Genomic DNA, 19,468 nt, shown 5'->3' with positions numbered 1-19,468 from the left:
TGGAGACGGGCCGGTTGAAAGAACAATCCGGGACAACCCTGTCTCGCCGAATTTCGATAGCGTTTCCTGCAATTGAGCCGGTGCGCCAATACCGAAGCCGTCGACATTTAAGATTCAAATTAACGCCTTTACGGCGGAATGACCGCCGTTTGATTGTGCAATTTATTTCATTTCAGGCTCCTGCCATGACGGCAAATTCGCCTGCCGACAATCTGACCGAATTGGAGAACGCGGTTGCAACGTGTCCGCTGGACCGGTGCGCCCGCATCCTCTTGGGCCTTTTGCAACTGCTCACAAGCAGCCGCGGTCGATCCCAGGAATTGCTCGCCGATGTGGTCGACGGCGTCCTGCTGCGACTGATCGAGCGGGTTGAGGCCAGCACGCTGATCGATGCCAGCACGGCGCTCGCAGAGCTCAAGGCGGCTCCGCCGGACACCGTGCGACGTCTCGCCTCGCACCGCGATCCGGAAGTCGCCTGCCCCGTTTTGCTCCGCTCGCAGTCATTGTCCACGGCCGATCTCACACTGATCGCAGCCGCAAGCGGCGTACGGCAGCAATGTGCCATCGCCGGCCGCGCGTCGATCGATCCACCGGTGATGGAGACGCTGATCAAGGGGGGCACTTCCAGCGTTTGTCTTGCGCTGATCGGCAACAGCGAGGCAAGGTTCTCCGAAGCCGCTTACGTTGCGCTGGTTGAGAAGTGCCTGGTGGATGACGAACTCACCAAGGCACTGGCGCTCAGGCCCGACACGCCCGACACAGTCATGCGGAAGTTGCTGTCGGCCTCACCGGCGCCGAAATCCGGCATCGGCCCGAACGCCACCGTCTCGCTTCAAGCCGCAACGGCCGCACCCATCGTCACCAAGCTACCCTCCGCGGCGGCCTATGCGATCGCGCGACCGGAGATCGTTGCACTCAGCCGCATCGGCAAGCTGAACGATTCCACGGTGAACCGCTTCGCCATCCGCGGCGAGAGCGCCAATCTCATCACCGCGCTGTCGGTGCTTTCAGGCGCTCCCATCGAGATCGTCGAACATGTCATGACCGACGAGGATTGCGAGGGTCTCGTCATGGCCTGCCGCGCCTCGCGGCTGAACTGGCAGACCACGCTCGCCATCCTGAGCAACCGCTGCGGCACACGGCTTTCTTTCGCCGAGCGCGAACGCGCGCAGCACATTTTCGAGACGCTGCTGCTGTCGACCAGCCAGTGGACGGTGCGGTGGGGCGAAATTGCCGCAAACGCCAAGGAGTGCGGTCGGGGACATCGCGACGCAAAAAAGATGGGGGTTAGCCGATGAAGTTTGACGGTCGCAAAGCCTTTCGCGTGAAAATGGACCACAGGCAGCCGGTCAATCTCATGGGATCCGACGGCACCTGGCGGCGCAGCTGCGTCCTGCTCGACGTCTCGCAGACGGGCGCGAAGGTCGAGGTCGAGGGCACGCTGGATGTGCTCCAGGCCAAGGAATTCTTCATGCTGCTGTCGTCGACGGGCCTGGCCTACCGGCGCTGCGAGCTGGTCTGGATCGACGGCACCACCGCTGGCATCCACTTCGTCACGGCACAAAGCAAGAAGAAGCAGGCGATTACGCCGGCTGCCGCAGCGCAGAGCTCCGATCAGGCCAAATAGACCGAGAATTCGACCCATCGATTGGAGCCCGCGCTATTCCGGGGCATATCCGTGCAGAACGCGCAAACCACACTCAAACCCACCAGCCTTGGCGGCGTCGCGGTCGCTGCAGCGCCGCGCCCATTCGTTCATGTGCTGGCCGACACGTCCGACAAGCTGGCCGGTGTGTGCTCGCTCCTCGAGCAACGCTTCGCCTTCGCGGGCGAGCGGCTGGACGCCGAGGCCAAGCTGTCAGAGGTGCCGTCCGCCATCGTCATTCGCGCCGAGCTTCGCGATGTCGACAATATCGCGGCGATCAAGAAACGGGCGGGCAAGCTCGCAAAGGCGAAGAAGCGGATTTTCCTGCTGGAGCACACCTCGCATGTCGCCGTTTCGCAGGCCTATGCGCTTGGAGCGACACTGGTCCTTCCGGGCACCATCAACCGGGCGAGGCTGCTGGCGGCGCTGTCCGATCCGCCTGATCCGCTCTCGGCCGCGTCGCGCGAGAGCGCGCAGGCCGACACTGCCGTCGAGACCGCCGCGACCGCGATCGCATCCATGTTTACCTCCGTCACCCTGGGCCAGCCGCTTGACGTCAACGCCACCAAGGAAGCGGGGCGCCAGATCGCCGATCGCATCACCCGGCATGGCCTGACGGAGTGGCTCATGACGGTGCGGCGGCACCACGAAGGAACCTATCAGCATTGCCTGCTCGTCACCGGTGTCGCCATCGACTTCGGTCTGAGCCTTGGCGTCGGCAGGGCCGACCTGGAACGTCTCTACTCGGCGGCCATGTTCCATGACATCGGCAAGGCGCAGATTCCGCTCGCCATCCTCGACAAGCCGGGCCGCCTCGATGCCGCCGAGCGCGCGCTGATCGAAACGCATCCCGCCGCCGGCTATACGTTTCTCAAGGACCATGACGGGATCTCGCCGGAGATTCTCGATGCCGTCCGCCATCATCACGAGTACCTCGACGGGAGCGGCTATCCCGATGCACTCTGCGCCGAGAGCATTGGCGATATCGTCAGGATTCTAACGATCTCGGACATCTTCGCAGCCCTGATCGAGCACCGGCACTACAAGCCGACCATGCCGCGCGCGGAGGCCTACGACGTTCTGTGCGAGATGACAGGCAAGCTGGAGAAGGCGCTAGTCCGCGCGTTCAAGCAGGTCGCGCTCACGCGGTGAGCGCTGTGACCCGTCTCGAGCGCAGCCTAATGCGTCGCACGATGGCTGGCGCGGCGCGGGATGGAGCGGCAGGCCAGCCCGTCGGCCAGCAGCTTCATGTCCTCGTGCCGGCCGCTGCGAATCAGCCGGCCGAACTCTTCGGGTGTGAAAGGAAGACTTGGATCATCATCGATCTTGGGCCGCAGTCGCGGACCGAAGAACCGCCGAACCAGGCTAGCCAGCCGCCGCATATCAATTCCCTCGCGCCAGCAACAAACCTCTCAGTCCGCATATTGTTCCTCCCGCGACTTCGAGATTGCAAGAGGCCACTCGCGACACCGCACCAAAAATTTTCCGCCAGAGAATAATCTCCTCTTGCTCGTGCTAATCGGCAAAACCCACGTAACGCACGAACTGGTGGTTGTGCTCGCGGTCCGAGCGCACGGCGTTCGCGGCAAAGCCGTCGTCGGGATAGCCCATCGCGACACAGGTCATGATGACCTCGTCCTCCGGAATCTCGGCGACCTCGCGCACGATGTCGGAGCGCATGATGCCCTGCCCGTTGATGACCGAGCCGAGCCCGCGGTCCCACGCCGCGAGCACGATGCCGTAGCAGAGCGCGCCGAGATCGAAGTGGCAGACCGCGCCGGGATCGAGCACGCGGTCATAGGTCAGCACCAGCGAGACCGGCGCGTCGAACTGGCGGAAGCCGCGCAGCACCCAGTCCTGCCGCATCGGCTTGTCGTCGCGTGCGATTCCCATCGCGCCGAACAGCTTCTTGGCGATGTCGACCTGCCGGGTGCGATGCACGCCCTGGTATTCGCCATGGCTGACGATGTCGCGCTTGACCTTGGCGCCGCCGGCCATCTCCGACATGTTGCGGCGACGCACCTCCTCCAGCGGATGACCCGTGAGCACATGGACATGCCAGGGCTGGGTGTTCATCGACGAGGGCGCGCGCTTGGCGCTCTCGATGATCGCCTCGATCACCGCGCGCGGCACCGGCTCGTTCTTGAAGCCACGCACGCTGCGGCGCGACTGGACCAGCGTCTCGAATTCCACCTCGTGAACCTCCCTGCCCGTTCGTCCGGCCTTGCGACGCACGCCGGTTGCCGATGCGGCCCGCAAAACCTATGCTAATGACCAAGCAAGACCAAGAACCCTGTGAGGAAAGCCCATGGCCGCACCGCTCGATCCCGTCATCGCCCAGATCATTCCGCTCATGCCGATGCGCGATCCCACGGTCATGACGCCACAGAGCGCCCGCGATTCCTTGCGCGCACTCGCTGCCTCGCGTGCCGCCATTCCGCCGCCGCCGGTCGATAGCGTCGAGGATATCAGGGTGAAAGGCGGCGCCAGTCTGCTTCCCGCACGGGTCTATCGGGTCGGCGCCGCGCCGGCACCGACGGTGGTGTTCTTCCATGGCGGCGGCTGGGTTGCGGGCGATCTCGAAACCCACGACCGGCAGGCGCGCAACCTTGCGATCGAGACCGGCGCGGTCGTCGTCTCCGTCGACTATCGCCGCCCGCCCGAGACGCGCTTTCCCGGCGCCTTCGAGGATGCTTTCGCCGCGGTCAGCGACGTGTTTGGCCGCGTCGCGGAATTTGGCGGTGACGCAACGCGCTTCGGCGTTGCCGGCGACAGCGCCGGCGGCAATCTCGCAGCGACGAGCGCGATCGCCTGTCGGGAGGCCGGCATCAAGCTCGCCGCGCAACTGCTGGTCTATCCGGTCACCGACGTCGTCGGCGCTTATGCCGATGCGCGCGAGAACGCGCGCTATCCCTCGCGCAGCGAGAACGCCGAGGGCTACTTCCTCACGCGGGCGACGATGGAATGGTTCTGCGGCCATTATCTCGCCGATCCCGCGCACGCCGGCGACTGGCGCGTCTCGCCGCTGCGGGCCGCCTCCTTGGCCGGCGTCGCGCCCGCGGTCGTGACCACCGCCTGGTTCGATCCCCTACGCGACGAAGGCGCCGCCTATGCGCGGGCGCTGGAGGCGGCCGGCGTGAAGGTCAAGCACCATGAGGGCCCCGGCCTGATCCATGGCTATTTCGGCATGGGCGACGCCTCCGACGTCGCGCGCACTGAGGCGCAGCGCGCGCGGGCCGACTTCAAGGCGCTGCTGATGCGCGGCGCGTGAAGGCGATCAGGCGCTCTGCGCCCGCTGCGCCGCGGTGTGCCCCCAGGTCTCATCCCAGTCCTGGCCAGCGGCATCGACCACGCGGCCGTCGGCCTCGAAAAACTTGTTCGGCACCTGGAAGATCGCCAGGATCAACGCGCCGATGGGGCACCAGGCGGCATGCCGGCTCCCCGCCTCGCGCCAGATGAATTCGCCGGCCTTGCAGGCAATGCCCTTGGCCGGACCCTCCTTGTCGACGAGCGCGCCTTCGATCACCCAGCTCTGCTCGATGCCGACATGTTCGTGATCGGGCAGCACCGATCCTGGCGCAAAACGCATCAAGGCGGTCATCAGCCCCGTACTGCGATCGAACAGTAGCGTCTTGGCCTCGCAGCCCGGAAAGCGCGTCTTCTGCCAATCCATGTCTTGGGGTCGAACCAGGTGGGAATGCCGATCGGCTGCCTGGTCGTGCGGGATCGCGGCGTCCATCACGATGCTTCCTCTCCATCTCAAGGGACCGACGCTAGCAGGATCGCCCGATGCGGTCAGCGAGCACTGCAACAGAGGCGACATCTTCCGAGCTGGCGCGCAAAAATCAGCGGGCGACCGGGCGGCCCAGTGCTCATCCTGCTTGATTGCGCCACGATTCCCGGCTCCACTCTCCCGGCCATTTCTGGTTCAGGAGACCCCCATGATGAAACGGATTTTCCTCGCTGCGATCGTTGCCACCTTCGCAGCGGGCTCGGCCCTTGCGCAAGAAACCTGCGAGAGCAAGGCCGTCGGCAAGGACGGCAAGCCGCTGGCCGGCGCCGCCAAGACCTCGTTCCTGAAGAAGTGCAAGGAAGACGCCTGCGCGCCCAAGGCCGTCAGCGCAGACGGCAAGCCGCTCGCCGGCGCCGCCAAGAACAGCTTCATGAAGAAGTGCGAGACCAGCGCGTAACGCGCAGTCCGTTCCCGGCTTTTTCAGCAAAGCCACAACCGAAATGCCGTCATGGCCGGGCAGAAGCGCGTCTTCGCGCGAGAATGTCCCGGCCATTTGCTTTTTGGTGCCTCCGCACCGCCACTTTCCGACACGCGCCGAGCGCGTAAAGCAAACGCGCCGCGACCCTAGACAGAACGCAGCGGCTGACAGATGATGCGACGCTGAGCGAACCGGGGCGCATCAACGAGGCTTCCAGCAAAGGATGGACGAGATGTTGCAGTTCCGCGTGCGTGATCACATGATGGCGATAATGAGCGTGCTCTTTGCGCTGCTCATGATCGTTGACGTTGCCAACGCGAGAGGCCCCGGCCTGCCCAACGTCATGGTTCTCGCAACCGGCGGCACGATCGCCGGCAGCGGGGCGAGCAGCACCACCGTCATCGGGTATACCGCAGCCACGGTGGGCATCGAGACCCTCTTGAACGCCGTCCCCGAGTTGAAAACGGTGGCCAACGTCAAGGGCGAGCAGGTCTTCCAGATCGCCAGCGAGAATATGAACAATGATTATTGGCTGAAGCTCGCCAAGCGCGTCAATACGCTCCTAGCGCAGGACGACGTCGACGGGATCGTGATCACGCACGGGACCGACACGATCGAGGAAACCAGCTATTTCCTCAATCTGGTCGTCAAGAGCAAGAAGCCCGTGGTCGTCGTCGGTGCGATGCGGCCGTCGACCGCGATCAGCGCGGACGGCCCGATCAACCTCTTCAATGCGGTGATCCTCGCAGGCAGTGAAGAGGCCGTCGGCAAGGGCGTGCTCGTCGCCCTCAACGATCAGATCAACGCGGCACGCGACGTCACCAAGAACAACACGTCCACGGCGGACACCTTTCGTACGCCTGAACTCGGCTTTCTCGGCTACATGCAGGGCAACAAGCCGTATTTCTATCGGCAATCGACCCGCCGGCACACGGCGGATTCCGAATTCGACGTGTCCAAGCTCGATGTGCTGCCGCAGGTCGACATCGTCTACGGCTACGCCAACATGAACCGGGTCGCGATCGACGCCTTTGTCGCCGCCGGTGCCAAGGGCATCGTGCATGCCGGCGTGGGCGACGGCAGCCTGGCCCGCCCGGCGGTCGAGCCGGCGCTCGACGAAGCCCGCAAGAAGGGCGTGGTGATCCTTCGCAGCAGCCGTGTCGGCAACGGCATCGTCGCGCGCAATGGCGAGGCCAAGGACGATGAGCACGACTTCGTCGTCTCGGATACGCTCAATCCCCAGAAGGCGCGCATCTTGCTGATGCTGGCGTTGACCAGGACGACCGACACCAAGGACATTCAGCGGATGTTCTACGCCTATTAGAGCATGATCCGGACCCGGAGGGCCGCCCTAGTTGTAGCCCGGATGAAGCGCAGCGTAATCCGGGGCAGACCAAGCACCGGCACGACTGTCCCTGTAGCACTCCCCGGATTGCCCTGCGCGGCATCCGGGCTTCGGCCCATCCTTCGCCCGACTGAAGCGCAATCCGGGAAAGTCCCTCGCATGGTTCGCTATCGGCGAAATTTCGTACCCGGCGGGATGTTCTTCTTCACCGTCACGCTGGACGATCGAATGTCATCCGTGCTGGTTGATCATGTCGACGAGCTCCGCAGCGCATTTCGCGTAACGCGTGCCGAACGACCATTCGAGATCGATGCGATCGTGATCCTACCTGATCACCTGCATGTCATTATGAGGCTCCCCGATAGTGACTCGGACTTCTCGGGTCGTTGGAAGCGCATCAAGAGTGCCTTCACACACCGCCTGGCAGCTTCCGGCGCACCGATCTGCCGCAATCATCGCGGCGAGTACGCGCTCTGGCAGCGGCGATTTTGGGAACACACAATTCGTAACGATGCGGATTTCGAGCGCTGCGCCGATTACATTCACTACAATCCGGTCAAGCACGGGCTCGTTGCAGCGGCGATTGAGTGGCCCTACAGCTCGCTCTATCACTACGTTCGCGCTGGTATTCTACCTCCCGATTGGGGAGGAGCCGGCGAGATAAGCGGCAGCTTTGGTGAACGCGGAGACTGATCCCGGATTACGCTTACGCTCCATCCGGGCTACCGGTCCATCACGGCCGCCCGTAGCCTGGATGGAGCGCAGCGCAATCCAGGGATGGTCCCCGCGGCACGACACGAGCGCCGACGTCGCACACGGATCCCGGATTGCGCTTCGCTCCATCCGGGCTACCGCCCACCACTAGCTCCGCAACCCCGGCGCCTCCTGGCCGGTGCGCGCGACATATTCGGTGTAGCCGCCGCCATATTGGTGGATGCCATCAGGCGTCAGCTCCAGCACGCGGTTCGACAGCGTCGCCAAGAAATGCCGGTCGTGCGAGACGAACAGCATGGTGCCCTCGAAATCCGACAGCGCGTTGATCAGCATTTCCTTGGTGGCGAGGTCGAGATGGTTGGTGGGCTCGTCCAGCACCAGGAAGTTCGGCGGGTCGAACAGCATCTTGGCCATGACGAGGCGCGCCTTCTCGCCGCCCGAGAGCACGCGGCAGCGCTTCTCGACGTCGTCGCCGGAGAAGCCGAAGCAGCCGGCGAGCGCGCGCAAGGAGCCCTGCCCCGCGGTCGGAAACGCGTCCTCCAGCGACTGGAACACGGTGCGCTCGCCGTCGAGCAGATCCATCGCGTGCTGGGCGAAATAGCCCATCTTGACGCTGCCGCCCAGCGCCACCGTACCCTCGTCCGGCTCGCTCGCACCGGCCACCAGCTTGAGCAGCGTCGATTTGCCGGCGCCGTTGACGCCCATCACGCACCAGCGCTCCTTACGGCGGATCATGAAGTCCAGCCCGTCATAGATGCGCTTTGAGCCATAGCCCTTGTGCACGTTCTTGAGTGCGACGACGTCCTCGCCCGAGCGCGGCGCCGGCAGGAAGTCGAACGCCACGCTCTGGCGGCGCCGCGGCGGCTCGACTCGCTCGATCTTGTCGAGCTTCTTGACTCGGCTCTGCACCTGGGCCGCATGCGAGGCGCGCGCCTTGAAGCGCTCGATGAACTTGATCTCCTTGGCGAGCATGGCCTGCTGGCGCTCGAACTGCGCCTGCTGCTGCTTCTCGTTCTGCGCCCGCTGCTGCTCGTAGAATTCGTAATCGCCGGTGTAGGTGGTGAGCGAGCCGGAATCGATCTCGATCACCTTGGAGATCACGCGGTTGATGAACTCGCGGTCGTGCGAGGTCATCAGAAGCGTGCCTTCGTAATCGTGCAGGAATTTTTCCAGCCAGATCAGGCTTTCCAAATCGAGATGGTTGCTCGGCTCGTCGAGCAGCATGACGTCGGGGCGCATCAGGAGAATGCGCGCCAGCGCCACGCGCATCTTCCAGCCGCCGGAGAGCTTGCCGACGTCCCCGTCCATCATCTCCTGGCTGAAGCCGAGGCCGGAGAGCGCCTCGCGCGCGCGGCCGTCGAGCGCATAGCCGTCGAGCTCCTCGAACCGGTGCTGCACCTCGCCATAGCGGGCGATGATCTCGTCCATCTGGTCGGCCTTGTCGGGGTCGGCCATGGCGGCCTCGAGCTCGCGCAATTCGGCCGCGACCTCGCTGACGGGCCCCGCGCCGTTCATCACCTCGGCCACCGCGCTGCGGCCAGACATCTCGCCGACGTCCTGGTTGAAATAGCCGATGGTGATGCCGCGATCGGTCGAGACCTGGCCCTCGTCGGGCAGTTCCTCGCCGGCGATCATCCGGAACAGCGTGCTCTTGCCGGCGCCGTTCGGCCCGACAAGGCCGATCTTCTCCCCCTTGTTGAGGGCCGCGGAGGCTTCGATGAACAGGATCTGGTGGCCGGCTTGCTTGCTGACGTTGTCGAGGCGGATCATGCGTGTCTTTTGGGGGATTTTTGCGTTGCAGCGTCATAGGCCATGCGGGGCGCGAGGGGAAGCCCGGGACAGGCCGGGATCGAGCCCATTCGCTCGTGACCGCTCGGTTCGGGGCCTACGGGCAAATGGGTCGGGCTAACTGCGTCCGGCACGGGCATCTATGCTTCGCTTGCCGGATATGTCGGCTTTTCCATCGGCTGGGTCGAAGGCCTGGAGATCAACGCCCGGTCTGTAAGAACTTTTCGCCGAACCTCGAAGAGACCTGAGACCGGCGCCGCCTCTCTATCTTACTGAGAACGGCGCCTGATACGGCCGCCCGAACGGCACGCCGTTGATGACGGTCTGGATCGGCTTGAGGTGGGCCTTCCCTTCCCTCCTGTTGTTGCGCGTGTCGACGAAGCTGACCGGTCCCTCCACCAGCTCCATGATCGCGACGTCGGCGGGCGCACCGACCTGCAGCGTGCCGATCTTCGGCGCGCGGCTGATGATCTTCGCCGGCGCGGTCGTTGCCATTGCGACCACCTGCTCCAGCGTGAAACCGAGCGTCATGAACTTGCTCATGACGTTGGGCAGGAAGGGAATCCCCGGCGAATTGCCGGAGAAGACGTGGATGTCCGAAGAGATGGTATCAGGAGCGCATCCGCCGGGGATCGCCACTTCCGCCACGGTGAAATCGAAGCTGCCGCCGCCATGCCCGACGTCAAACATGACGCCGCGCTGCTTGGCCGCGAGAGCCGCAGGCAGCAGCTTGCCGTCCTGAACGATATTCGTGAACACGCTCGACATGTTCGGGGCGCCCGAATAGGCATGCGTCAGCACGTCGCCCGGGCGCATCAGGTCGAGGATTTGCGACATCAGCTCCTTGGATTCGACGCCGCCGATATGCACCATCATCTTCGCCGGCCAGCCGCACATCTCGCACGCCTGGATGCCGCGCTTGAGCGGCTCGAGCCCATGCTTGAAGATGACGTTTTCCGACATGCGCACCTTGACCCCGAGCAGGAAGTCCGAATTCTCGGCCAGTGCCATGGCGCAGGCTTCGGTCTGCGCTGTATCGATGTTGTGGAGCTCGGCGACCGGGAACGCCGACAGGCCGTTATTGGCGATGTGGACGAAGGCGTACATCCGCGCCCGAGTCTGGGCCACGATGAAGCGGCGCAACGCCGCCAGATTGTTGACGCCGGCATCGCCCGCCGACACGACGGTCGTCGTGCCCTGGAACTGGACCAGCTCGTCGGCGGGAATGCCGATCGCCGAGCCGTAGGGATAGACGTGACAATGCAGATCGATCAGGCCGGGCATCACCAGCTTGCCCGAGGCGTCGATGCTCTTCACCGCGCGCTCCGCCGGGATCGCCTCCTGGACCGCCTCGATCGTGCCCCAGCGGATGCCGACATCGCGCCTGGCGCGCAGCGACTGGCTGGGGTCGAGCACCTCGCCGCCGCGGATCACCAGATCGTATTTGTCGTTCGGCCCCATCGCCCCGCGCGCGGGCGCGGCGAGGCCGACGGCGGCGGCCGCCGTCGAGAGTGCCAGGAAATCGCGGCGTGACAACGCAGGCATGATGATCCCCCCTCTGTGCTTTTGTTCGCGGCAACGGCCGGGCTGGATGTCCAGATCTGCTTCCGCCGCCAAGGTCGAGTTCACAACGAACGGGCTTGGAAATGAAGCCCGGATGATCCGATCCTATGACGGCACGCGAGCCCTGAGGAGCCGCGAAATTTTCCAGAATCGCATCGGGCGGGCACCACTGGCAGAAGTCCGGCTGCATCTTTGCTGCGCCGCGACATGCGCGTGAATATCCGGCTGCTTGGAGTCGAACGTCTAAGACCAATAATGCGACACCGGGGCTTGTCGGATGCCGGCAATGCGTCCAAACTGTGATCAAAGTCGCTGGAATGCGGCATACCTCCAGCGGTTCACAACGACAAGCGCGTCGAAACGCGTTCGAACAATCAGGCCGCCAGGGAGGACGTCCATGACTGCAAAGTCCGAGAAGACCAGAACAACTCGTCGCAAATTCCTGCTGACCGCCGGCGCGGCCGGCGCTGCCACCATCGCCATGCCGCAAGTCAGCCGGGCGCAGACAGCGACCCTGAAGATGCAGGGCTCGTGGGGCAAGGCCGATGTCTTCAACGAGATGGCCGAAGATTATGTGAAGCGCGTCAACGATATGGCCGGAGGCCGGCTGCGCATTGACTATCTGGTCGGCGGCTCGGTCGTGCATCCGTTCCAGGTCTTCGACGGCGTTCATGGCGGCCAGATCGACGCGGCACACACGGTGACGGTGTACTGGTACGGCAAGCACAAGGCCGCCTCGCTGTTCGGCACCGGCCCGGTGTTCGGCTTCAACGCCAACGAAGGCCTTGGCTGGATCCACAACGGCGGCGGCAAGGAGCTGTTCGAGGAACTCCAGACCAAGATCATGAACGTCAACATCAAGAGCTTCTTCGCCATGCCGATGCCGACCCAGCCGCTCGGCTGGTTCAAGAAGCCGATCACCAGCGACGCCGATCTCAAGGGCTTGAAATATCGCACGGTGGGTCTGGCCGCCGATCTCTTCCAGGCGATGGGCGCATCGGTCGCGCAGCTGCCCGGCGGCGAGATCGTACCCGCGATGGAGCGCGGCGTGATCGACGGGTTCGAGTTCAACAATCCGACCTCGGACCGGCGCTTCGGCGCGCAGGATGTCGCCAAGAACTACATGATGGGCAGCCATCATCAGGCGACGGAATATTTCGAGATCATGTTCAACCGGACGAAATTCAACGCGCTGCCGAAGGAACAGCAGGCGATCCTGCAATACGCCGCCGAAGCCGTGTCCTCCGCCAACGAATGGAAGGCAATGGATTATTATTCGAAGGACCTGCAGGAGCTGATCAACAAGGACAAGGTCAACGTCCAGCGCACACCGAAGTCTGTGTTCGACGCGCAGATCAAGGCGTGGGACGGTCTGATCGCCCAGCTCGGCTCGGATCCATTCATGAAGAAGGTGATGGATTCGCAGAAGGAATGGGTGCGCCGCGTGGTTTACTACAACATGAACAACGCGACGGACTACCGCGGCGCCTTCGAGCATCACTTCCCGGGCGTGCTCAAGGTCTGACGGCTGTCGCGGGGGATCGCGTCAGGTCTTATCGCGAGGGCGGCGCAATTGAAGCGCCGCCCACGAGTTGGAGGGGGACATCCGGATGGACTGCTCGCAGCGAGTTCAGCTCGCATGACGAAATTCCTGTTCTTCATCGATGAGCTCAGCACGTGGGTGGGCAAGGCGTTCGCCTGGCTGATCCTCGTTCTCACCCTGGGAGTCAGCTACGAGGTGTTCGTGCGCTACGTGCTGCGTGCGCCGACCACCTGGGCTTTCGACATCAGCTACATCACCTATGGCGCGATGTTCCTGATGGCCGGCGCGTACACGCTCTCGCGAAACGGCCATGTCCGCGCCGACGTGGTCTACCGCCTCTGGTCGCCGCGCACCCAGGCGACGATGGACCTCGTCCTGTATATCCTGTTCTTCCTGCCGGCGATCGCGGCGCTGATGTATTCGGGCTGGAACTACGCCCAGATGTCGGTGCGCTTCCGCGAAGTCAGCATCTTCAGTCCGGCCGGCGTTCCGGTGTTTCCACTGAAGGCGCTGATCCCGCTCACCGGCTTCCTTCTGTTCCTGCAAGGGGTCGCCGAGATCATCCGCTGCGTGCTGTGCATCCGCACCGGTCGATGGCCGCAGCGCCTGCACGACGTGGAGGAGACCGAGAGCCTCGTCATCCGCGAACATCAGCAGCACGCGGCTGAGCCGCAGAGTGAGAAGGGACCAGGCGCATGACCGATCCTCAACTCGGCATGCTGATGCTGGGCCTCTTCATCTTCATCATCATGCTCGGCTTCCCGATCGCCTTCACGCTGATGGCGATGGGCGTCTCGTTCGGCTATTACGCCTACTACACCCCCGGTCAGGACTTCTTTCAGAACCGTATCTTCACGCTTCTGGTGCAGAAGACGTTCGAGGTCACATCCAGCGACGTGCTGGTGGCGGTTCCGCTATTCCTGTTCATGGGTTATTTGATCGAGCGCGCAAACATCCTCGACCGCCTGTTCTACTCGCTGCAGCTGTCGATGAAGAACGTGCCGGGCGCACTTGCCGTGGCCACGCTGATCACCTGCGCCATGTTCGCGACCGCCACCGGCATCGTCGGTGCCGTCGTCACGCTGATGGGGCTGCTGGCATTGCCGGCGATGCTGCGAGCGGGCTACGACGCCAAGCTGTCGGCGGGCGTCGTCTGCGCCGGTGGCTGCCTCGGCATCCTGATTCCGCCGAGCATTCTCCTGATCGTCTATGCGGCGACCGCCGGCGTCTCGGCGGTCAAGCTTTACGCGGCGGCGTTCTTTCCGGGGTTCATGCTGGCCGGCTTGTATGTCCTCTATGCGATGACGCGCGCGATCATCAATCCCGCGCTCGCGCCGAAGCTGCCCCGCGAGCAGACCGACGTGCCGACCTCAAAGGTCATCTGGGCGCTCGCCACGTCGTTCCTGCCGCTCGCGTTGCTGATCGTTTCGGTGCTCGGCGCGATCCTGTTTGGGCTGGCGACGCCCTCGGAAGCGGCCGCGGTGGGAGCCCTCATGAGCATCGTGCTGGCGGCTGCCTATCGTTCGCTCAACTACGAGATGATACGCGAATCCGTGTACCTGACCGTGCGCGCCACGGCGATGGTCTGCTACCTCTTCATTGGATCCTGGACGTTTTCGGCGGTGTTTGCCGTCCTTGGCGGACAATCGGTGGTCGAGCAGTTCTTCACTTCGATGAACCTTTCGCCGATCCAGTTCCTGCTGCTGACCCAGATCATCATCTTTCTGCTCGGCTGGCCGCTGGAATGGACCGAGATCATCATCATCTTTGTGCCGATCTTCCTGCCGCTGCTTCCGCAATACGGCATCGATCCGATCTTCTTCGGCATCCTGGTCGCACTGAACACGCAGACGGCCTTCAACACGCCGCCGGTCGCGATGGCCGCCTTCTATCTGAAGGGCGTGGCGCCGCCTGAGGTCAAGCTGACCGACATCTTCTCCGGCGCGCTACCGTTCGTCGGCCTGGTCTTCCTCACCATGGCACTGGTCTACATCTTCCCGGGGATCGCATTGTGGCTGCCGAGCTATCTCTATGGGGCGCGATGAGCGGACCCGGCAAACCGACGAGAGGCTGCGCATGAGTCTCAACGCGCTCGGCCTCGCGGACGCCGCGGCCGGCATCCGCGACGGCCGGCTCAGCTCGGTGGAGCTCGTCGGCGACTGCCTCAGGCGTATCGATGAGGTCGATCGCGATATCCAGGCGTGGGCGTTTCTCGATCGCGACCACGCGATGCGGCAGGCCGAGGCGGCCGACGATCATCGCAAGCACGGCAAGGCCACAGGCCCGCTGCATGGCGTGCCCGTGGGCATCAAGGATATCTTCGACACCGGCGACATGCCGACCGAATTCGGATCGGAGCTGTGGGCCGGACGCACGCCGCGGCGCGATGCGGCGGCCGTGGCGCGTCTGCGGGCGGCTGGAGCGGTGATCCTCGGCAAGACGGTGACCACCGAGTACGCGTACTACAATCCGGGCAAGACCCGAAATCCGCACAACCCAAATCACACCCCCGGCGGATCGTCCTCGGGCTCCGCCGCGGCCGTCGCGGCGCTGATGGTGCCGGGTGCCATCGGCTCGCAGACCAACGGCTCGGTGATCCGCCCTGCCGCCTTCTGCGGCGTGGTCGGCTTCAAGCCCACGCATGGTCTCATTCCACGCAGCGGCGCGCTCCAATTGTCGCGCACGCTCGATCATGTCGGCGTGTTCGGGCGCAACGTCGAGGACGCGGCCCTGCTGGCGGAGGTCATGGTCGACTTCGACCCGGAGGATCCGGACACCCGGCCTGTTGCACGCCCGCCGTTTTCTGCGGTCGCGGCGAGCGAGCCGCCGTTGCCGCCGCGATTTGCCTTTGTGCGCTCTCCGGTCTGGGATCAGGCCGAGCCGGAGACGCGTGAAGCCTTTGCCGAGCTCGTCGACGCTTTGGGCGAAGCGTGCAGCGAGGTCGAGCTTGGGCCGAGCTTCGACGGGGCCGTCGACATGCACCGCATCATCATGGAAGTCGATATGGCGCACAATCTGCGGCGCGATGACGAACGCGGCGGCGACAGACTGAGCACGCGGCTACGCCAGGCGATCGCGCGCGGCCGCGCGCATCTTGCGGCGGATTATTGCAACGCTCTGACCGGGATTGCGCCGCTCAACCAGGCCCTGGACCACGTTTTCGATGAATACGACGCCATCCTGACGCCCGCGGCACCGGGCGCGGCGCCCGCAATCGAAACGACGGGTAATCCGGTCTTCTGCTCGCTCTGGACCTATCTCGGCGTGCCCGCCATCAGCCTGCCCTTGATGCGTTCAGAAACGGGCCTTCCGCTGGGCGCCCAGCTCGTCGGCCGCCGCGGCAACGACGCCCGCCTCTTGCGCACGGCGCACTGGCTGATCAAGACCATTGGGCGCACGCGTGGCAGCGGTCGGCGCAACGCCCCGAGCGCCGGATCGAACTCGGCTCCCGGCGCGGAGAAAAGGAAAGTGCGATGACCAATCTGATCACCGGACTCATCGGCCTCGCGCTCATGATCGCATTTCTTGGAATCCTGCTGGTCTGGATCAAGGCCATTCCGCTCATCATCATCGTTGTCTGCGTCGTGGTGCTAGCCGTGATCGATTTCGTGCGATCCCTGCGGACGAACGGCGCGCCTCGCTGAATGCCCCATGGCAAGAAGACGCTTCACTTCTCGGCATTGGCCGGAGCAGCCAGAATTACGACAAGAAGAGAGCTTTAGCGGCCAACCCGTTCGAGCTGCCACCTGGGATCGCCTGCGCAGCGCGCGTCGAGACCTTTGCTCAAGTCTGCGAGGCTCACCGCGCCCAACCGTTCGACCAGCAATGCTTCGGCATCGCGAAGGACATCGTCCACCGCTGCGTTGACGAGTTGCTCGATCGCACAGTCTGGATTGGAATGCTCGTTCCCGATCGCAAATAGCCGGGGACCACCAACCGCACGATAGACATCGAGAAGTGACACGCGCTCGAGGTCGCACGCGATGACCCAGCCGCCGCCATGCCCTTTGTCCGACCGGACATAGCCCGCATCGCGCAGCCCCGCCAATGTGCGGCGAACGACGACCGGATTGGTCCCCAGCATCGTGCCGATCGCCTCCGAGGTCATGGGGCCGTCATGTCGCGCCATGTGGAGCAGCACATGCAGCATTCGAGAAAGGCGGCTGTCGTTTCGCATCGGCTGATCTTTCGCACGCATCCCATCATTGGCAAGGGCACGCAGTCATGATACATATAAAGTTACATGACTCGTGAGGTATCCGACGTGCAACAGTTTGAGGATCCAGACCACTGGGACAGCGCAGCCAGGCATTATCGAGAGACCGCGCACCCCTTCACCGCCCTGTTTGCGGAGGCGGCGCTGGCGCGCGTAACCCTGACGCCTCAGAGTCATGTTCTCGATGTGGCAGCCGGCACCGGCGCGGTCGCCCTCGCAGCCGCTCGCACCGGCGCACGAGTCCTGGCGACCGACTTCTCGCCCGGCATGGTCGGATGCATCGCAGCTGCTGGTCTGCCCAATGTGGAGGCGCGGGTCATGGACGGACAGGCGCTGGACCTGCCCGACGCGCATTTCGATGCCGTCTTTTCGATCTTCGGTGTCATCATGTTCCCCGATTGGCGCAAGGGTTTGGCCGAGATGCGACGGGTTACGCGGCCCGGCGGGCATGGCGTGGTTGCGACCTGGCGGAAACGGGGCGCGGCGACCTTCCTCCTGTTGGGCGAAGTGCGGCAAAAGCTGTTCCCTGATCGGCCGGGCATGGCAATGCCTGAAGCCGTTCAGGCCCTGAGCGATCCGGACGATTTCGCCCGCGCCCTCGTCAGTGCCGGCTATCGCAATCCCCGGATCGACACGGTGACTCATGATTTTCTGCTCGACGTCGCGGCGCTCGACGCGCCTGACACGCTCTTTGGCATGTCGCCCGACTGGACCAGCCTGGACGACATCGAAAAGGCTGCGGTGATTGCCGAGGTGCGAGCGAGGGCCGATGGTCGTCCGGTGCTGCCGATAAACTCGACCGCACTCATTGGCGTCGCTGAACGATGAGGCTCAAACATAAAGCCTGGCGGGCCGTCACACTATCGGCCGATCTCTCGATCTCCCGAAACCGGAGCGTCTGACCAGTGAGCAGAAACTCGCGCCCGATTGCGACACATGGGTGGGGTGTGGTCAAAGCTTCATCAGAAGCGGCTTGTCTGAGCAGCGGTTGTCGTCCCAATCCATTTCTCAATGGTCAGAAGCATGCGAGTCGCAATCCATACACTAGGCACCCGCGGCGACGTGCAACCCTATCTCGCCTTGGCGCTCGGTCTGAAGCAGGCCGGGCACGAAGTGCTGATCGCCGCGCCCTCGCAGTTCGAATCGTTCGTCGTGAGCCGCGGCATCGCTTTCGCGCATCTTCCGAGTGAATATCTCGCCCTCCTGGAAACCCCGGAAGCCAAGGCGGCAATGGCGGGCGGTGCGGGGTTTATGGCTGGCTTCAGGATGCTGAAGCAGTTCAGGCCGATCGGCCGCCAACAGCTCAGCGCCGAATGGCAAGCCGCCCGACGATTTCGTCCAGAACTGATCATCTATCACCCGAAGGCCATCGCCGCGGCGCATATCGCAGAAAAGTTATCCTGCCCTGCCGTTCTGGCTTCTCCCCTGCCTGGCTTCACACCGACAGCAGCGTTCGCGAGCCCGCTCGTGCCGTTCCGCTCGCTTGGCCCCCTCAACAGACTCACGCACAGCGCGATGGCTCACAGCGCCTACGCCCTCTTTCGCGGGATGATCGGGGAATGGCGGGCCACCGAACTCCACCTCGCAAACACGCCGGAGAAGAAGCTGCGGCCTCGCGCGACGCTCTACGCCTATAGTCCGCATGTCGTGCCCGTTCCGCCGGACTGGCCGAATACTGTCGCGGTGACTGGGTACTGGTTCCTGGGAGGCGACGACGTTTGGCAGCCTGACCCGCAACTCCAGCGCTTCGTAGAGGGCGATGAGCGGCCTGTTTATGTGGGCTTTGGCAGCATGCCAGGTGTCGACCCGACGTCCCTGACGAAACTCGTACTGGAGGCATTGGCCAAGGCTGGGAAACGCGGCGTTCTAGCGGTCGGCGGCGGTGCTCTTCGAGGCGATCTCGGAGCCAGTCACGTCCATTTCATCCAAGGCGCACCGCATGCGCAGTTGTTCCCGCTGATGTCGGCCTGCGTCCATCACGGCGGGGCCGGCACTACGGGGGCTGCGCTTCGAGCTGGCAAGCCGAATATCATTTGTCCCTTCTTTGGCGACCAGCCGTTCTGGGGAAGGCGCATCGACGATCTGGGCGTCGGACCAAGATCAAGAGGAGTGAGGAACCTTTCAGCCGATTGGCTGGCCGCCGCGATCGCAGAGGCCACCGGAAATCCGTTGATTCAGCAGCGAGCGAACCGCCTTGGCGAAGCGATCCGCGTCGAAGACGGCGTCGCAAGCGCGATTGGCTTCCTGCGAAGCCAACACCTTCTCAATTAGGCCCGAAATTGCACAGGCCGATTCAAAAGGCTCGAGTTGCAATGCAGGTGAGCAGCCCTTGCGGCCGATCAACACAGATGCCTGCTCCTGGTCCACTGCGAGGGGACGTCGACCAAAGCGCTGCCATAGCGAGTGGGCACGCCGCCTTGATCACCGCTACTTCTTAAGGATA

At 63.9% G+C, this 19,468-nt stretch carries 20 protein-coding genes and 1 pseudogene; 15 read left to right on the top strand and 6 right to left on the bottom strand.

From position 1 onward, the window contains the following. Positions 1 to 185 precede the first annotated feature (185 nt). Genes I6F09_RS02665 through I6F09_RS02655 form a run of 3 tightly spaced genes read left to right on the top strand, consistent with a single transcriptional unit; the run spans position 186 to position 2,797 of the window. A complete protein-coding gene (locus I6F09_RS02665) occupies positions 186 to 1,298 on the top strand; it encodes a DUF2336 domain-containing protein (protein ID WP_225187478.1) in 1,113 nt (370 codons plus the stop codon). After that, the gene (locus I6F09_RS02660) at positions 1,295 to 1,627 is read left to right on the top strand and encodes a PilZ domain-containing protein (protein WP_036033812.1); all 333 of its coding nucleotides are present in this window, start codon (positions 1,295 to 1,297) and stop codon (positions 1,625 to 1,627) included. Before I6F09_RS02665 ends, I6F09_RS02660 begins: the two co-directional genes overlap by 4 nt. Before the next feature lie 51 nt (positions 1,628 to 1,678). Next, complete coding sequence (locus tag I6F09_RS02655; RefSeq protein ID WP_225187387.1) at positions 1,679 to 2,797, top strand: HD domain-containing phosphohydrolase; 1,119 nt, start codon at positions 1,679 to 1,681, stop codon at positions 2,795 to 2,797. Between the two features lie 26 nt (positions 2,798 to 2,823). Here I6F09_RS02655 and I6F09_RS02650 read toward each other — a convergent pair whose 3' ends face one another. Continuing rightward, entirely contained in the window at positions 2,824 to 3,027 is a 204-nt protein-coding gene (locus I6F09_RS02650; RefSeq protein WP_036000317.1) for a hypothetical protein, read from the bottom strand. Positions 3,028 to 3,160: 133 nt separating this feature from the next. After that, complete coding sequence (locus I6F09_RS02645) at positions 3,161 to 3,838, bottom strand: nitroreductase (protein ID WP_225114113.1); 678 nt, start codon at positions 3,836 to 3,838, stop codon at positions 3,161 to 3,163. A 115-nt stretch (positions 3,839 to 3,953) separates the two neighbouring features. Here I6F09_RS02645 and I6F09_RS02640 point away from each other — a divergent pair, with 115 nt between their 5' ends. Next, positions 3,954 to 4,916: an alpha/beta hydrolase gene (locus I6F09_RS02640; RefSeq protein WP_109143954.1), complete on the top strand. Its 963-nt coding sequence runs from the start codon at positions 3,954 to 3,956 to the stop codon at positions 4,914 to 4,916. Between the two features lie 6 nt (positions 4,917 to 4,922). On the opposite strand, the gene I6F09_RS02635 is transcribed toward I6F09_RS02640, so the two are convergent. Next, entirely contained in the window at positions 4,923 to 5,384 is a 462-nt protein-coding gene (locus I6F09_RS02635; protein WP_225187386.1) for a cupin domain-containing protein, read from the bottom strand. Positions 5,385 to 5,586: 202 nt separating this feature from the next. On the opposite strand from I6F09_RS02635, the gene I6F09_RS02630 reads away from it, so the two are divergent. The 3 genes from I6F09_RS02630 (at position 5,587) to I6F09_RS02620 (ending at position 7,894) form a co-directional block, all read left to right on the top strand. Then, on the top strand, positions 5,587 to 5,835 hold the full coding sequence (locus tag I6F09_RS02630; RefSeq protein ID WP_036000331.1) for a hypothetical protein: 249 nt from the start codon (positions 5,587 to 5,589) through the stop codon (positions 5,833 to 5,835). A gap of 292 nt (positions 5,836 to 6,127) precedes the next feature. Continuing rightward, the gene (locus I6F09_RS02625) at positions 6,128 to 7,180 is read left to right on the top strand and encodes a type II asparaginase (protein ID WP_225187385.1); all 1,053 of its coding nucleotides are present in this window, start codon (positions 6,128 to 6,130) and stop codon (positions 7,178 to 7,180) included. 180 nt (positions 7,181 to 7,360) lie between these two features. After that, positions 7,361 to 7,894, top strand: coding sequence for a transposase (locus I6F09_RS02620; RefSeq protein WP_225187384.1), 534 nt, complete (start codon positions 7,361 to 7,363; stop codon positions 7,892 to 7,894). A gap of 168 nt (positions 7,895 to 8,062) precedes the next feature. Here I6F09_RS02620 and I6F09_RS02615 read toward each other — a convergent pair whose 3' ends face one another. Further along, positions 8,063 to 9,685 (bottom strand): ABC-F family ATP-binding cassette domain-containing protein, encoded by a 1,623-nt coding sequence (locus I6F09_RS02615; protein WP_225146698.1) that lies wholly within the window; start codon positions 9,683 to 9,685, stop codon positions 8,063 to 8,065. A 117-nt stretch (positions 9,686 to 9,802) separates the two neighbouring features. On the opposite strand from I6F09_RS02615, the pseudogene I6F09_RS02610 reads away from it, so the two are divergent. Then, a pseudogene (locus tag I6F09_RS02610) lies at positions 9,803 to 9,907 on the top strand (DUF3750 domain-containing protein); the annotation flags it as partial. Between the two features lie 60 nt (positions 9,908 to 9,967). Here I6F09_RS02610 and I6F09_RS02605 read toward each other — a convergent pair. Then, positions 9,968 to 11,248 (bottom strand): amidohydrolase/deacetylase family metallohydrolase, encoded by a 1,281-nt coding sequence (locus tag I6F09_RS02605; protein ID WP_225187383.1) that lies wholly within the window; start codon positions 11,246 to 11,248, stop codon positions 9,968 to 9,970. A 415-nt stretch (positions 11,249 to 11,663) separates the two neighbouring features. Here I6F09_RS02605 and I6F09_RS02600 point away from each other — a divergent pair, with 415 nt between their 5' ends. The 5 genes from I6F09_RS02600 to I6F09_RS02580 all read left to right on the top strand — a co-directional run bounded on the left by I6F09_RS02600 (position 11,664) and on the right by I6F09_RS02580 (position 16,453). After that, the gene (locus I6F09_RS02600; RefSeq protein ID WP_036000349.1) at positions 11,664 to 12,791 is read left to right on the top strand and encodes a TRAP transporter substrate-binding protein; all 1,128 of its coding nucleotides are present in this window, start codon (positions 11,664 to 11,666) and stop codon (positions 12,789 to 12,791) included. Between the two features lie 114 nt (positions 12,792 to 12,905). Further along, positions 12,906 to 13,508 (top strand): TRAP transporter small permease subunit, encoded by a 603-nt coding sequence (locus I6F09_RS02595; protein ID WP_025035930.1) that lies wholly within the window; start codon positions 12,906 to 12,908, stop codon positions 13,506 to 13,508. Then, the gene (locus tag I6F09_RS02590; protein WP_036000352.1) at positions 13,505 to 14,854 is read left to right on the top strand and encodes a TRAP transporter large permease subunit; all 1,350 of its coding nucleotides are present in this window, start codon (positions 13,505 to 13,507) and stop codon (positions 14,852 to 14,854) included. The genes I6F09_RS02595 and I6F09_RS02590 overlap by 4 nt, the downstream gene beginning before the upstream one ends. A gap of 31 nt (positions 14,855 to 14,885) precedes the next feature. After that, positions 14,886 to 16,286 carry an amidase gene (locus tag I6F09_RS02585; protein WP_225187382.1) on the top strand — a complete coding sequence of 467 codons (1,401 nt, stop codon included), beginning with the start codon at positions 14,886 to 14,888 and terminating at the stop codon, positions 16,284 to 16,286. Beyond that, the gene (locus I6F09_RS02580; RefSeq protein WP_157284651.1) at positions 16,283 to 16,453 is read left to right on the top strand and encodes a hypothetical protein; all 171 of its coding nucleotides are present in this window, start codon (positions 16,283 to 16,285) and stop codon (positions 16,451 to 16,453) included. Before I6F09_RS02585 ends, I6F09_RS02580 begins: the two co-directional genes overlap by 4 nt. 74 nt (positions 16,454 to 16,527) lie before the next feature. Here the strand turns inward: I6F09_RS02580 and I6F09_RS02575 are convergent, their stop codons facing one another. Further along, the gene (locus tag I6F09_RS02575; RefSeq protein WP_036000430.1) at positions 16,528 to 16,986 is read right to left on the bottom strand and encodes an Rrf2 family transcriptional regulator; all 459 of its coding nucleotides are present in this window, start codon (positions 16,984 to 16,986) and stop codon (positions 16,528 to 16,530) included. An 87-nt stretch (positions 16,987 to 17,073) separates the two neighbouring features. Between I6F09_RS02575 and I6F09_RS02570 the strand changes: the two genes are divergently transcribed. Both I6F09_RS02570 and I6F09_RS02565 read left to right on the top strand, forming a co-directional pair. Beyond that, positions 17,074 to 17,853, top strand: a complete 780-nt coding sequence (locus tag I6F09_RS02570) for a class I SAM-dependent methyltransferase (RefSeq protein WP_225187381.1) — start codon at positions 17,074 to 17,076, stop codon at positions 17,851 to 17,853. A 195-nt stretch (positions 17,854 to 18,048) separates the two neighbouring features. After that, the gene (locus I6F09_RS02565) at positions 18,049 to 19,296 is read left to right on the top strand and encodes a glycosyltransferase (RefSeq protein WP_036022807.1); all 1,248 of its coding nucleotides are present in this window, start codon (positions 18,049 to 18,051) and stop codon (positions 19,294 to 19,296) included. Positions 19,297 to 19,468 lie beyond the last annotated feature (172 nt).

It is taken from the genome of Bradyrhizobium sp. IC3195 (assembly GCF_020193585.1).
Taxonomy (GTDB): domain Bacteria; phylum Pseudomonadota; class Alphaproteobacteria; order Rhizobiales; family Xanthobacteraceae; genus Bradyrhizobium; species Bradyrhizobium yuanmingense.
This window is presented reverse-complemented; position numbering and strand designations above follow the sequence as displayed.

Excerpts from the sequence above, each read along its gene's own strand:
- I6F09_RS02665 (WP_225187478.1), top strand. The coding sequence starts at position 186 with ATGACGGCAAATTCGCCTGCCGACAATCTGACCGAATTGGAGAACGCG.
- I6F09_RS02660 (WP_036033812.1), top strand. The coding sequence starts at position 1,295 with ATGAAGTTTGACGGTCGCAAAGCCTTTCGCGTGAAAATGGACCACAGG.
- I6F09_RS02650 (WP_036000317.1), bottom strand. The coding sequence starts at position 3,027 with ATGCGGCGGCTGGCTAGCCTGGTTCGGCGGTTCTTCGGTCCGCGACTG.
- I6F09_RS02640 (WP_109143954.1), top strand. The coding sequence starts at position 3,954 with ATGGCCGCACCGCTCGATCCCGTCATCGCCCAGATCATTCCGCTCATG.
- I6F09_RS02635 (WP_225187386.1), bottom strand. The coding sequence starts at position 5,384 with ATGGACGCCGCGATCCCGCACGACCAGGCAGCCGATCGGCATTCCCAC.
- I6F09_RS02630 (WP_036000331.1), top strand. The coding sequence starts at position 5,587 with ATGATGAAACGGATTTTCCTCGCTGCGATCGTTGCCACCTTCGCAGCG.
- I6F09_RS02625 (WP_225187385.1), top strand. The coding sequence starts at position 6,128 with ATGAGCGTGCTCTTTGCGCTGCTCATGATCGTTGACGTTGCCAACGCG.
- I6F09_RS02620 (WP_225187384.1), top strand. The coding sequence starts at position 7,361 with ATGGTTCGCTATCGGCGAAATTTCGTACCCGGCGGGATGTTCTTCTTC.
- I6F09_RS02615 (WP_225146698.1), bottom strand. The coding sequence starts at position 9,685 with ATGATCCGCCTCGACAACGTCAGCAAGCAAGCCGGCCACCAGATCCTG.
- I6F09_RS02605 (WP_225187383.1), bottom strand. The coding sequence starts at position 11,248 with ATGCCTGCGTTGTCACGCCGCGATTTCCTGGCACTCTCGACGGCGGCC.
- I6F09_RS02600 (WP_036000349.1), top strand. The coding sequence starts at position 11,664 with ATGACTGCAAAGTCCGAGAAGACCAGAACAACTCGTCGCAAATTCCTG.
- I6F09_RS02595 (WP_025035930.1), top strand. The coding sequence starts at position 12,906 with ATGACGAAATTCCTGTTCTTCATCGATGAGCTCAGCACGTGGGTGGGC.
- I6F09_RS02590 (WP_036000352.1), top strand. The coding sequence starts at position 13,505 with ATGACCGATCCTCAACTCGGCATGCTGATGCTGGGCCTCTTCATCTTC.
- I6F09_RS02585 (WP_225187382.1), top strand. The coding sequence starts at position 14,886 with ATGAGTCTCAACGCGCTCGGCCTCGCGGACGCCGCGGCCGGCATCCGC.
- I6F09_RS02580 (WP_157284651.1), top strand. The coding sequence starts at position 16,283 with ATGACCAATCTGATCACCGGACTCATCGGCCTCGCGCTCATGATCGCA.
- I6F09_RS02575 (WP_036000430.1), bottom strand. The coding sequence starts at position 16,986 with ATGCGAAACGACAGCCGCCTTTCTCGAATGCTGCATGTGCTGCTCCAC.
- I6F09_RS02565 (WP_036022807.1), top strand. The coding sequence starts at position 18,049 with ATGCGAGTCGCAATCCATACACTAGGCACCCGCGGCGACGTGCAACCC.